This is a genomic window from Rhodosalinus sp. (genome assembly GCF_041685465.1).
Lineage (GTDB): Bacteria > Pseudomonadota > Alphaproteobacteria > Rhodobacterales > Rhodobacteraceae > Rhodosalinus.
Genome location: NZ_JAWLFS010000033.1, coordinates 5,860 through 18,092 on the forward strand (window position 1 = coordinate 5,860; position 12,233 = coordinate 18,092).

At 69.7% G+C, this 12,233-nt stretch carries 11 protein-coding genes; 5 read left to right on the forward strand and 6 right to left on the reverse strand.

What is annotated here, in order from left to right:
• Positions 1-413 precede the first annotated feature (413 nt).
• From recJ to ACESL7_RS03775, 5 genes are all read right to left on the reverse strand, one after another.
• Complete coding sequence (gene recJ, locus ACESL7_RS03755; RefSeq protein ID WP_372891592.1) at positions 414-2,168, reverse strand: single-stranded-DNA-specific exonuclease RecJ; 1,755 nt, start codon at positions 2,166-2,168, stop codon at positions 414-416.
• Positions 2,169-2,234: 66 nt separating this feature from the next.
• The gene (glpX, locus tag ACESL7_RS03760) at positions 2,235-3,203 is read right to left on the reverse strand and encodes a class II fructose-bisphosphatase (protein WP_372891594.1); all 969 of its coding nucleotides are present in this window, start codon (positions 3,201-3,203) and stop codon (positions 2,235-2,237) included.
• Positions 3,204-3,310: 107 nt separating this feature from the next.
• Positions 3,311-4,624, reverse strand: coding sequence for a TRAP transporter large permease (locus tag ACESL7_RS03765; protein WP_372891596.1), 1,314 nt, complete (start codon positions 4,622-4,624; stop codon positions 3,311-3,313).
• Entirely contained in the window at positions 4,621-5,130 is a 510-nt protein-coding gene (locus ACESL7_RS03770) for a TRAP transporter small permease (RefSeq protein WP_372891598.1), read from the reverse strand. Before ACESL7_RS03770 ends, ACESL7_RS03765 begins: the two co-directional genes overlap by 4 nt.
• 70 nt (positions 5,131-5,200) lie before the next feature.
• On the reverse strand, positions 5,201-6,217 hold the full coding sequence (locus ACESL7_RS03775; RefSeq protein WP_372891600.1) for a TRAP transporter substrate-binding protein: 1,017 nt from the start codon (positions 6,215-6,217) through the stop codon (positions 5,201-5,203).
• A gap of 196 nt (positions 6,218-6,413) precedes the next feature.
• On the opposite strand from ACESL7_RS03775, the gene ACESL7_RS03780 reads away from it, so the two are divergent.
• On the forward strand, positions 6,414-7,679 hold the full coding sequence (locus ACESL7_RS03780) for a cytochrome P450 (protein WP_372891602.1): 1,266 nt from the start codon (positions 6,414-6,416) through the stop codon (positions 7,677-7,679).
• A gap of 103 nt (positions 7,680-7,782) precedes the next feature.
• Here ACESL7_RS03780 and ACESL7_RS03785 read toward each other — a convergent pair whose 3' ends face one another.
• Entirely contained in the window at positions 7,783-8,262 is a 480-nt protein-coding gene (locus ACESL7_RS03785; RefSeq protein WP_372891604.1) for a MarR family winged helix-turn-helix transcriptional regulator, read from the reverse strand.
• A gap of 73 nt (positions 8,263-8,335) precedes the next feature.
• On the opposite strand from ACESL7_RS03785, the gene ACESL7_RS03790 reads away from it, so the two are divergent.
• The 4 genes from ACESL7_RS03790 to ACESL7_RS03805 form a co-directional block, all read left to right on the forward strand.
• Positions 8,336-9,292, forward strand: a complete 957-nt coding sequence (locus tag ACESL7_RS03790) for a PDR/VanB family oxidoreductase (RefSeq protein ID WP_372891606.1) — start codon at positions 8,336-8,338, stop codon at positions 9,290-9,292.
• A gap of 100 nt (positions 9,293-9,392) precedes the next feature.
• Positions 9,393-10,742, forward strand: coding sequence for an aromatic ring-hydroxylating dioxygenase subunit alpha (locus tag ACESL7_RS03795; protein WP_372891607.1), 1,350 nt, complete (start codon positions 9,393-9,395; stop codon positions 10,740-10,742).
• Entirely contained in the window at positions 10,739-11,218 is a 480-nt protein-coding gene (locus ACESL7_RS03800) for an aromatic-ring-hydroxylating dioxygenase subunit beta (RefSeq protein WP_372891609.1), read from the forward strand. Before ACESL7_RS03795 ends, ACESL7_RS03800 begins: the two co-directional genes overlap by 4 nt.
• Positions 11,215-12,233, forward strand: a 1,019-nt coding sequence (locus tag ACESL7_RS03805) for an AMP-binding protein (RefSeq protein WP_372891611.1), incomplete at its 3' end; no start/stop codon positions are given. The genes ACESL7_RS03800 and ACESL7_RS03805, both read left to right, overlap by 4 nt.

Sequence of the window (12,233 nt, forward strand, 5' to 3'; positions counted from 1 at the left end):
TGCTGACCGGCCGCCGGATGCATTCCCGCACGCCCATCGTGCAGCACTCCCACACCCATACGATGCCCACCCTCGCGGAGGACATCGTGAAGGCCGTGAAGGCGGCGGCATGAAGCCCGCGCCGGCTGGGCGGCGCGCTGACGGCGCCTCGGCTGCGGGCCCCGAGCGCCGTGCAGCCACCGAAGATGGACTACAGGTCGTCGAGCGTGCTCCAGCTCGGAACACAAGCGGCGGACAACAAGCCACATCGGACATGCATTGGCAGCCCGTATCGACCCCTGATCTCCACGTTCAAGTGCGGGCATCCTCACCGACAGACGAACAGACCGTGCCGTGAGGCGCCTGACAAGAGGACCGGCGCGCTTCCGCGAGAGGGCATTCCGGGGCCCCGGGGCGGATGCTCCGCCGGCGCGTCATCCGGCTTCGGCGGCGTCGTCGAGGCGGAGTTCGACGCGGCTGCGGCCCTGCCAGTGATTGAGTTCGAGCCGGCCGGCGACGTGGAAGCGCGCGCCGCCGTGCGCCTCGAGGCGGGGGCCGAGCGGGCCGTCGTAGGCGCCGAAGGCGATGGCCCCGATCCGCCCGCCCTCGCCGTCATCGAGCTCGAGCTTCAGGTGGGACTCGCCCACGCGTCGGGCGTGGCGCACCGCGAGCGACGGGAAGGCGAAGCGTGGCGCGGGCGCGCCGGCGCCGTAGGGACCTGCCGCCTCCAGCGCCTCGACGAGCTCGGGGGTCGCGGCGCGCGGCATGAGAATCGCGTCCACCTTGAGCGCGGCGGCGCGTTCGGCGCCGGCGCCCTGCCGGGCGAGCAGCTCCGCAAGCCGCGCCATCGCGTCCTCCAGCCGGTCCGGTGCCACGGTGAGGCCGGCGGCCATCCTGTGCCCGCCGCCCTTGACCAGAAGCCCTTCGCCGGCGAGGCGCTGCACCGCCGCGCCGAGGTCCACGCCCGAGACCGAGCGGCCGGAGCCCTTGCCTTCGGTCCCGTCGAGGCCGATCACCACGGCCGGGCGATTGGTCATCTCCTTGAGCCGGGAGGCGACGATGCCGACGACGCCCGGGTGCCAGCCCTCGCCGGCGGCCCAGACGAGCGGCGCGTCGAGCCCGCGCGCCTCCGCCTGCGCGAGGGCGGCGTCGCGCACCCGGGCCTCGATCGCGCGGCGCTCCTCGTTGAGCGCGTCGAGCCGCTCGGCAAGGGCGCGGGCCTCCTCCGGGTCGGGCGTGGCGAGGAGACGCGCGCCGAGGTCGGCCTGCCCGACACGGCCGCCCGCGTTCACCCGCGGCCCGAGCGCGAAGCCGAGCGCCGCCGAATCCGGGGCGCGCGACAGCCGCGCGACATCGGCGAGCGCGACGAGGCCCGGGCGCGCGCGCCTGCCCATGCGGTGGAGGCCGGCGCGCACCAGCGCACGGTTCACGCCGCGCAACGGCGCCACGTCGGCCACGGTGGCGAGCGCCACCAGATCCAGCATCGCCATCAGGTCGGGCCCGGCGTGGCCGCTCTCGCGCAGTTGCCGCCCGGCCTCCACCAGCATCAGAAAGACCACCGCCGCGGCGCAGAGGTGGCCAAGGTCGCCCGCCTCGTCCTGCCGGTTGGGGTTCACCACGGCATGCGCCTCGGGCAGCGTCTCTCCGCCGAGGTGGTGGTCGAGGATCACGACATCCGCGCCGTCGGCCGCCGCCACCGGCGCATGACTCAGCGTGCCGCAGTCCACGCAGAGGATCAGGTCATGGTCGGCGGCGAGCTTGCGCATGGCGGGGACGTTGGGGCCGTAGCCCTCGTCGATCCGGTCCGGGACATAGAGCGTCGCCCTGCGCCCCTGCTGGCGCAGCCAGTCGAGCAGGAGCGCCGCGCTCGCGCCCCCGTCCACGTCGTAGTCGGCGAAGACCGCGATCCGCTCGCCGCGGCGCACCGCCTGGAGGAACCGCGCCGCGGCGCGCTCCATGTCGTGCAGGCTCCGCGGGTCGGGCAGAAGATCGCGCAGCTTCGGGTCGAGATAGGTCTCGGCCTCCTCCGGCGTGATGCCGGCGCGGGCGAGCACGGCGCAGAGCGGCAGGGGGCGTCCGCTCGCCTGCGCGAGCGCCTCGGCCGCGCGCGCGGTCTCGGCCGACGGCCCACGCCAGCGTCGCCCCGTCAGGGACGTCTCGACTCCGAGAAAGGCCTGCTCGGTTTCCAAAGCCCCCGTGCGGGGCGGCGCCCCGTCCTTCCTGATCGGTGCCGCCGGTCCCCGGCGGCGGCCTCCTCAGCTCAGCGCGACCGGCGTCTTGTAGCGCATCCGCCGAACCGAGCCGGTCTTGGAGCGCATCAGGATCGTCTCGGTCGTGAGCCAGCCGGGCTCGCGCTTGATGCCTGGCAGGAGCGAGCCGCCCGTCACGCCCGTCGCGGCGAAGATCACGTCGCTGCCGGCCATGTCGTCGCGGGTGTAGATCCGGTCCAGATCGGTCAGCCCGGCCTTGGCGGCGCGCCCGCGTTCGTCGTCGTTGCGGAAGGTGAGCCGGCCCTGGATCTGCCCGCCCATGCACTTCAGCGCGGCGGCCGCGAGCACGCCCTCCGGCGCGCCGCCCCGGCCCATGTACATGTCGATGCCGGTGACTTCGGGCTCCGCGCAGTGCATGACGCCGGCCACGTCGCCGTCGGTGATGAGCCGGATCGCCGCGCCGGTGGCGCGCACCTCGGCGATCATCGCCTCGTGGCGCGGCCGCTCGAGGATGCAGACCGTGATGTCGGAGGGGCCGCAGCCTTTCGCGGTGGCGAGCGCGGAGACCCGCGTCGCCGGCGGCATGTCGAGATCGACGATGCCATCGGGATAGCCCGGCCCGATGGCGAGCTTGTCCATGTAGACGTCCGGCGCGTGCAGGAGGGTGCCGCGCGGGCCCATCGCGATGACGGTCAGCGCGTTGGGCATGTCCTTGGCGGTGAGCGTCGTGCCCTCCAGCGGGTCGAGGGCGATGTCCACCGCCGGGCCGCGCCCGGTGCCGACCTCCTCGCCGATAAAGAGCATCGGCGCCTCGTCGCGTTCGCCCTCGCCGATGACGACGACCCCGGAAATGTCGAGGCTGTTGAGCTGGTCGCGCATCGCGTTGACGGCGGCCTGATCGGCGGCCTTCTCGTCGCCGCGGCCGACGAGGCGCGCCGAGGCGAGCGCCGCCTGCTCGGCCACGCGTGCGAGCCCGAGCGAGAGCATCCGGTCGTCGAAATCGGGGGCGGTCATGTCACTGTCCTGTTATCGAAATGTGCCGACCGGTGTAGCCGCCGCCGCCGGGGCTGACAAGCGACGGGGGCCGCGCATCGGCCCCGTGCGGGGCCTCTTCGCGCGTTTCACATCATCGAGGGCAGGTACAGCACGAGCCCCGGCGCCGCGAGCAGGATGGCGAGGCGCAGGATGTCCACGAGCCAGAAGGGCGTCACGCCTCGGAAGATCGTGCCCGTCGAGACGTCCCCCACCACGCCGCGCAGGATGAAGACGTTCAGCCCCACGGGCGGGGTGATCAGGCTGATCTCGACGACGACCACGACCACGATGCCGAACCAGACCGGATCGAAGCCGAGCCCGGTCACCAGCGGAAAGAAGATCGGCACCGTCAGCAGCAGCATCGAGAGGCTCTCGAAGACCATGCCGAGCAGGATGTAGATCGCGAGGATGATCGCCATCACCATCCACGGCGCGAGGCCGAGGTCGGCGACGAGGCTGCGCAGCGCCTCCGGCAGTCCCGCGATGTTGACGAAATTCGAGAAGATCCACGCCCCGATCAGAACCGCGAAGAGCGAGGCCGTGGTGAGCGTCGTCTCGGTCAGCACCTCGCGGATGTCCGTGAAAGAGAGGCGCCCGCGGAAGACGGCGATCAGGAAGGCACCCATCGCGCCCATGCCCGCGGCCTCGGTCGGCGAGAAGGTCAGGTAGATCGGCCAGACGTCGAGCACCCCGTAGAGCCCGCCGATCACGAGGAAGAAGAGCAGCAGCACCGCCCAGACGCCCTTGAGCGCCGCGATCCGCTCGGGCCAGGCCGCGCGTGGCGCGGAGGGCCCGTCCTCGGGGCGGCGCCAGATCGAGAGGCGGACGGCAGCGAGATAGAGCAGGATGCCGAGCGCGCCGGGGATGATGCCCGCGATGAAGAGCTTGCCGATCGAGGTTTCGGTCAGGAGCCCGTAGATCACGAGGATCACCGACGGCGGGATCAGGATGCCGAGTGTTCCGCCCGCCGCGATCGAGGCGGTCGAGAGGCTGTCGGCGTAGCCGTATTTCCGCATCTCCGGCATCGCGACCTTGGACATCGTCGCGGCGGTGGCCAGCGACGAACCCGAGATCGCCGCGAACCCGCCGCAGGCGACGATCGTCGCCATGGCCAGGCCGCCCTTCAGATGGCCGAGGAAGGCGTTGGAGACGGCATAGAGCTCGCGCGAGATGCCGCCCTTGTTCACGAAGAGCCCCATCAGGATGAAGAGCGGCACGATGGAAAGACCGTAGTCCTGCGCCGTGTCGATGACGAGCCGGCCGACCATGCTGATCGCCGCGCGGTAGTTCGTCTCGAGCGCGAAGCCCACGAGTCCGACGAGGCCCATCGCGAAGGCGATGGGCATGCGCAGGAGCACCAGCACCAGAACGGCGCCGAATCCGATCAGGGAAGCGGTCATTTGTTGGAAAACTCGGACAGGAGGGACGGACGGAAGAGCGTCACGAGGCCGCGCAGGATCATCACGGCGGCGGCGGCGAAGGTCATGATGGCGATGAACCAGGCGATGAAGAAGGTCGGGATCGACAGGTACTCGGTCGTGTCCCCGTAGCTGCGCGCCCGCTCGGCGAGCACGACGATGCGCTCGGCGGGAAAGAGCAGGATCCCGCCGCAGACGATCTGGATCAGCCCGTCGCGCACCCGCGCGAGGCGAAAGCGCTGGAAGACGCCGTCGAGCAGGTCGACCGAGATGTGCTCGTCACGCCAGCTCAGCATCGGCAGGGCGGCGAAGACGAGGATCGCCATGGCCATCCGGATGAGTTCGGTCGCCGCCTCGATCGGTGCGTTGAAGGTCGAGCGCAGCATGACGTCGGCGAATGTCAGCACCATCAGGCCGAACAGCCCCGCCGCGGCGAGGATCACCGGAATCCAGAGCGCCCGGCGGAAGATCTGCAGTATCGCTGTCATGAACGGGTCGTCCCCAGACCGGAAAGCGCGCGGGCCGGAGGCGGCCCGCGCGTGTCGCTTGTGCGCCGGATCACTCGGCGGCGGCGTCCATCTCCTGCTGGACCATCTCGTGCGCCGCTTCGGCGTCGATCCCGGCCTCGTCGAGTTCGGCGAGGACATCCTCGATCACCATTGCGGCGACCTCTTCGAAGCGCGCCTGATCCTCCTCCGAGGCGGTGACGATCGCGTTGTCCTCGGCCTCCAGGGTCGCCTCGGTCGCGCGGACGTCGGAGGCCTGCCACGCGGCGCCCATCATGCGGCTCGCCGGCTCGCCGAAGACCTCTTCCTCGAGAGCGGTCTGCACGTCCTCGGGCAGGCTCTGGAAGCGCTGTTCGCTCATGATGACGCCGAAGGACCCGCGGTAGAAGCCGCCCGGCATCTCGTAGACGGTCTTGGCGACCTCGTTCAGCTTGAAGCCGATGCGCTCGCCCATGTTCATGGTCACCGCGTCGGCGGCGCCCGATTCGAGTGTCTCGTAGACCTTGGGCGCCGGCACCTGGATGCCGGTCATGCCGAGCTCCTCGGCGACGTCCGTCGCCACGCCGCCGGGCAGGCGGGTCTTGAGCCCGTCGAGATCGTCGAGGGTTTCGACCTGCTGATTCGCATGGACCTGCGCCGGGCCATGCGTGGTCAGCGCGATCACCTTGACCCCGCGGTGCTCCTCCAGCGCGGCGAGATGCTCCTCGTGGACGCGCCAGTAGGCCACGCTCGCCGCCTCGGCATCGCCCTCGTAGCCGGGCAGCTCGATCAGCTTGGTGCCGACGAAGCGGCCCGGCTGATAGCCGTGAAAGATGATCGACATGTCGGCCGCGCCGTCCATGACAAGATCCATCTGCGCCGGGGGCGGCGCGAGGCCCATGACGAGCTCGCCGGTCACGGCACCGTCGGTGGCCTCCTCCATCATGTCCACCAGGGTCTCGAACATGTCGACGTTGACCGGGTGGTTGGGCGGCAGCCAGGTGGAGATGCTGAGCGTCTCCTGCGCCTGTGCCGCACCCGCGAGACCGACGGCCAGCGCCGTCCCGCCCAGAATTTTCGTCAGCTTCATCGGATCGTGCCTCCCTACACGCCGCCGGGCCTTCGGTTCCGCTTGCGCCCGGCTAGAATATGAAATGTCATATATCTGTCGAATCGCGCCGTGTGAACCGAAGTTTTTAAAATCGACCACACGGTCGGTTTTGTTGTCAAGCCTGTCCCGCGCTGTCAGACTGCGACTCCGGGCCACGGCGAGGGAGGAGCGAGCCATGACCGATGCGACCGACCTGCACCATGACGATCCAGAGACCGCGCGCGTCGCCCGCGGTTTCGATCTCGCGGACCCGCCCGAGGGCTTCGCGGCCGATCCCTTCCCGGTCTACGACGCGCTGCTGCGCCATGCCCCCGTGCTGCCGCAGCCCGACGGCTCGGTCCTGCTGTCGCGCTACGCGGACCTCGACCAGGTCTATCGGGACACGACGCGCTTTTCCTCGGACAAGCACGTGGCATTCGCCCCCAAGTTCGGCCGCGAGAGCCCCCTCTACGAGCATCATACCACGTCGCTGGTGTTCTCCGATCCGCCGCTGCACACCCGCGTGCGCAAGATCATGACCTCCGCCCTGACGCCGCGGGCGATCCGGCGCATGGAGCCGGGGTTGATCGCGACGGTGGACCGTCTGCTCGACGCGATGGAGGAGAAGGAGCGCGCCGGCGACACGGTCGACCTCGTCGAGGACTACGCCAGCACGATCCCGATCCAGATCATCGGCAACCTGCTCGACGTGCCGATGGACGAGCGCGGGCCGCTCCGGGACTGGTCGCTGGCGATCCTCGGTGCGCTCGAGCCGGTGCTCTCGGAGGCGGAGCTCGCCCGCGGCAACCGCGCGGTCGAGGATTTCCGGTCCTATCTCGAGGATCTCGTCGCGCGTCGCCGCGCGCGTCCCGGCGATCCCGAGACGGACGTCCTGACGCGGCTGATCCGGGGCGAGGGCGCGGATGCGCAGCTCTCGGAAACGGAGCTTCTGCAGAACTGCATCTTCATCCTGAACGCGGGCCACGAGACGACGACGAACCTGATCGGCAACGGCCTCGCCGCGCTGCACGACTGTCCCGACGCGCGGGCGCAGCTTCTGGCGGACCCGGAGCTGATCCAGCCCGCGGTGGAGGAGATCCTGCGCGTCTTCTCTCCGAATCAGCTGGGCAACCGCGAGACGACCGAGGAGGTCGTCTTCGGCGGCGTGCGGATCCCGGCGGGCACCAACCTTCATCTCTGTATCGGCGCCGCGAATCGCGATCCCGCGCAGTTCCCCGATCCGGGCCGCTTCGATATCGCGCGCAAGCCGAACAGGCACCTCGCCTTCGCAGGCGGTCCGCACGTCTGCGTCGGGCTGACGCTCGCGCGGCTCGAGGGACGGATCGCCATCGCGCGGCTGCTGGAGCGGTTCCCGCGCTACGCGGTCCTGCCCGGCCGCGCCCTCGGCGGGCGGATGCGCTTCCGCGGCTACGCGCGGCTGCCCGCGCGCCTGATGCCGTGAGCGCCGGCCGAAAATTCTTCGGACGAAGAATTTTCTGCGGGCAACCTCGCGCAGCGATCGGGGGGGAAGATTTTTCGGGCGAAAAATCTTCGGCCCCGGCGGGTCACTCCTGCGCCGGGTCGAGCTCTTCGATCAGCGTCGCAAGGGCCTGCTTGATCCGTGCCGCGTCGCCGCCTTCGAGCTTGGCGAGAAGCGCGGCCTCGTGGCGTCTGGCATCCGCGACGAGCCGGTCGGCCAGGGTGCGGCCCGCCGGCGTGAGGTAAACCCGCACGCGCCGCCGGTCCGCCGCGTCGCCGCGCCGCGTCACCCAGCCCTTGGCGTCCATCTGCGCGATGATCTTCGTCAGCCGTGACTGCTCCACCAGCGCGTAACCGGCAAGGCGCGTGACCATCTCGCCGTCGCGATCGACGAGACAGGCGAGCACGCGCCATTCCGGCACGCGGACACCCTTGGCACGAACCTGCGCGTGGAACTGCGCGCTTGCCGCCTCGCTCGCCGCCGCAAGCAGGTAAAGCAGGTAGTCGGGCACGAAGCCGTGCTTCGCCCCCTCCCCGCGTGTCGTCGCCCCGGCCGGTGCATCCATGAGCGTTGCCTCGGAAAAAATCTCTTGACGGTCAATATATGAAATTTCATGTTTAAGCGTAAGGGAGGATATCGTGACCACGCACCGCCTGCGCATCGAAGCCAAGACAGCCCTCGCCGACCGGATCGCGGAGTTCACCCTCGCGCCGGTCGAGGGCAGACTGCCGCCCTGGGCGCCCGGGGCGCACCTGCGGGTCGCGCTCCCGGACGGCGGCGACCGCGCCTATTCGCTCGTGGCTTTCGGCCCCGTGCCGGAGGCGCCGGACCGCTACACCATCGCCGTGCAGCGTGAGGACGACGGCGCGGGCGGCTCGCGTGTCATGCACGGTCTGGCGGAAGGCGACGAGATCGAGGTCACCGCGCCCGAGTGCGACTTCCCGGTGCGCACCGATGCGCCGGCGCTCCTGCTCGCCGGCGGGATCGGCATCACGCCGCTGATCTCGATGGCGCATGCGCTGAAGGCGGCCGGCACGTCCTTCCGGCTCCTCTACGCGGCGCGCTCGCGTGACGCGATGGCCTACCGCGAGGCGCTTGCCGACGGCCTCGGCGACGCCTTCACGGCGCATTTCGACGACGCGGCGGCCGGTCCTCTCGACCTTGCCGGTCTGATCGGGGGCATGGCCGCGGAGGAGCATCTCTACGTCTGCGGGCCGCGGCCGATGATCGACGCGGCGCTGTCACAGGCGGAGGCCTGCGGCATCCCGCGCGACCGGGTGCATGTCGAACTCTTCGACAATGCCTCCGCCGGGGCGCAGGCGGGCGACGACAGCTTCGAGGTCGAGATCGCCTCCACCGGCGAGGTCGTCACCGTTCCCGCCGGCCAGACCATCATCGAGGCCCTCGAGGAGGCGGGCCACGACCTGATCCACGATTGCCAGCGCGGCGACTGCGGCATCTGCCAGACGGAGGTTCTGGAGGGTGTGCCGGATCACCGCGACGTCGTGCTCTCCGAGGCCGAGCGCGCGGAGGGCAAGCTCATGCAGATCTGCGTCAGCCGGGCGAAGACGCCGCGGCTGAAGCTCGATCTGTGACGCCGCCCAAGGCGTTTCGAAACGCCTTGGGCACGCGGTTTGGAAACCGCGTCGAAGCCGCTTGCAAGCGGCTTCGCGCGGCCCCGAAGGGAGGAGCCTGATGGGACGCTACACCGACAATCCCGAGGCCGTGGCCGGCCTTTTCCGCGGCGGCGCGGTGCACCGCGACGTCTACACCGACGCGGAGGTGTTCCGGCTGGAGATGCGGCATCTGTTCCGCAACGCCTGGGTCTTCGTGGGCCACGACAGCCAGACGCCGGACAAGGGCGACTATTTCACCACGCAGGTCGCCGATCAGCCGGTCATCATGGTCCGGCACTCGGACGGCGAGATCAAGGTGCTCTACAACCGCTGCCCCCACAAGGGCACGAAGATCGCCATCGACCGCAGCGGCAACACCGGCAAGTTCTTCCGCTGTCCCTATCATGCGTGGTCCTTCAAGACCGATGGGTGCCTGCTCGCGATCCCGCTCAAGAAGGGCTATCAGGAGACGGGCTTCGAAAGGAGCGAGGGCGCGAAGGGCATGACCGCCGTGGGCGCGGTCCGCAACTACCGCGGTTTCGTCTTCGCCCGGCTCGCGGAAGAGGGCATCTCCTTCGAGGAGTTCTTCGGCGAGAGCCTCTCGTCGCTCGACAACATGATCGACCGCTCGCCCGAGGGCCGGCTGGAGGTTGCCGGGCCGCCGCTCCGCTACATGCACAAGTGCAACTGGAAGATGCTGGTCGAGAACCAGACCGACACCTGCCACCCGATGGTGGCGCATGAATCCTCGGCCGGCACGGCGGTGCAGATCTGGAAGGAACTGGGCTACACCGAGGACGACCCGAAGCCCCCCGCGATGGAGATCATCGCGCCCTTCATGTCCCCTTACGAGTTCTTCGAGGAGATGGGCATCCGCACCTGGCCCAACGGGCACGGCCATACGGGTGTCACGCAGTCGATCCACTCGAAATACACGCAGATCCCCGGCTACTGGGAGGCGATGGTCGAGGGCCACGGCGAGGAGAAGGCCGCGCGCATCCTCGGCGAGAACCGGCACAACACGGTCTATTTCCCCAACATCATGATCAAGGGGCCGATCCAGCAGCTGCGCGTCTTCATCCCGCTGGCCGCGGACAGGACGCTGGTGGAAAGCTACATCTACCGCCCCGTGGGCGCGCCCGACGAGCTGGTGGCGCGCAACGCGATGTACAACCGCATGATCAACGCGCCGACCTCGATCGTGGGTCATGACGATCTGGAGATGTACGAGCGCGCGCAGGAGGGGCTGCACTCGGACGGCAACGAATGGGTCAACGTCCAGCGGCTCTACACGGGGGACGAGGACTACACCGAGGAAAAGGTGGAGAACGGCACCACCGAGCGCCAGATGCGCAACCAGTTCCACGCCTGGGTGAAGTTCATGACACGGGACATGGGAACCGCCCCGACGCGGGAGGCCGCGGAATGAGCGTGACGCGCGACGATCTGATCGACTTCGTCTACGACGAGGCGCGCATGCTGGACGAGGGCCGCTGGGACGCGTGGATCGCCCTCTGGTTGCCGGACGGGCACTACTGGATGCCGCTCGACTGGAAGCAGGAGGACCCGCACCACGTCACCTCGCTGATGTACGAGGACATCTTCATGCTGAAGCTCAGGGTGGAGCGGCTCAACGGTGCGCGGACCTTCAGCCAGAAGCCCAAGAGCCGCTGCCATCATGTCCTGCAGCGCCCCTTCGTGGACGAGATGAACGACGAGACGGGTGAATACGTCACCACCACCTCGATGCACTACGTGGAGACGCGGCAGGACGAGCAGCAGCTTCTCGCGCTCACCGCGCGGCACGAGCTGCGGCAGGTCGACGGCGCACTCCGCATCGCCAACAAGCGCGTCGATCTGCTGAACTGCGACGCGGCCTTCGGCAACATCCAGCTGCTGCCATGATCGATGCAGGCGTAGAGACCGTGCACGGCGCCTTCGCCGCGGCGGCCGCGCGCTGGCCGAATCGTGGCTTTCTGCACGTCGTGCCCGAAACGGCCGAGGTCTACGGCATCGCGGCGGGCGAAATCACCTATGCCGAGGCCGCGGCGGAGGTGGACCGGCTGACCGCCGCGCTGGCGGCGGCGGGCTACGGCGAGGGGTATCGCGTGATGCTCCTCATGGAGAACCGGCCGGCCTTCTTCCACTGGTTCCTCGCGCTCAACCGGATCGGCGCCTCCATCGTGCCGCTCAATCCCGATCTCCGGACCGCGGAACAGGCCTACATGATCGGACACGCCGAACCCGCGCTCGCCGTCGCGCTGCCCGCGCGATGCGCCGAGCTGCGTGCGGCCGCCGTCGAGGCGGACGTCGAGATGCCGGTGATCGCGCCGGGAGAGCCGCTGCCCGCGCCGCGGGAGGGCGCGCGCGTGGCCCTGCGCGACGGGGACGCGGCCGATCGCGAGGCCGCGCTCCTCTACACCTCCGGCACCACCGGTCAGCCCAAGGGCTGCGTGCTTCCCAACACTTACTTCCTGCTCTCGGGGACCTGGTATGCGGGCACGGGCGGGCTCTGCGCACTCTCCGAGGACGGTGAGCGGATGATCACGCCGCTGCCGCTTTTCCACATGAACGCGCTCGCCGTCTCCTTCATGGCGATGATCGCGGTCGGCGGCTGCCTGATCCCGCTGGACCGGTTCCACCCGAAAAGCTGGTGGAAAAGCGTGCGCGAGAGCGGCGCGACCTGCCTGCATTACCTTGGCGTCATGCCCTCGATCCTGATGGGGATGGCGGAATCGCCCGACGACCGCGCGCATCGCGTCCGCTTCGGCTTCGGCGCCGGGGTCGATCCCAAGCTGCACGCGGCCTTCGAGGCGCGCTTCGGCTTCCCGCTGGTGGAGGCCTGGGCGATGACCGAGACCGGCTCCGCCGCCACCATCGCCGCCAACCGCGAACCGCGCCGCGTGGGCGAAAGCTGCCT

Excerpts from the sequence above, each read along its gene's own strand:
- ACESL7_RS03795 (WP_372891607.1), top strand. The coding sequence starts at position 9,393 with ATGGGACGCTACACCGACAATCCCGAGGCCGTGGCCGGCCTTTTCCGC.
- ACESL7_RS03775 (WP_372891600.1), bottom strand. The coding sequence starts at position 6,217 with ATGAAGCTGACGAAAATTCTGGGCGGGACGGCGCTGGCCGTCGGTCTC.
- ACESL7_RS03780 (WP_372891602.1), top strand. The coding sequence starts at position 6,414 with ATGACCGATGCGACCGACCTGCACCATGACGATCCAGAGACCGCGCGC.
- ACESL7_RS03770 (WP_372891598.1), bottom strand. The coding sequence starts at position 5,130 with ATGACAGCGATACTGCAGATCTTCCGCCGGGCGCTCTGGATTCCGGTG.
- ACESL7_RS03800 (WP_372891609.1), top strand. The coding sequence starts at position 10,739 with ATGAGCGTGACGCGCGACGATCTGATCGACTTCGTCTACGACGAGGCG.
- ACESL7_RS03785 (WP_372891604.1), bottom strand. The coding sequence starts at position 8,262 with ATGGATGCACCGGCCGGGGCGACGACACGCGGGGAGGGGGCGAAGCAC.
- glpX (WP_372891594.1), bottom strand. The coding sequence starts at position 3,203 with ATGACCGCCCCCGATTTCGACGACCGGATGCTCTCGCTCGGGCTCGCA.
- ACESL7_RS03765 (WP_372891596.1), bottom strand. The coding sequence starts at position 4,624 with ATGACCGCTTCCCTGATCGGATTCGGCGCCGTTCTGGTGCTGGTGCTC.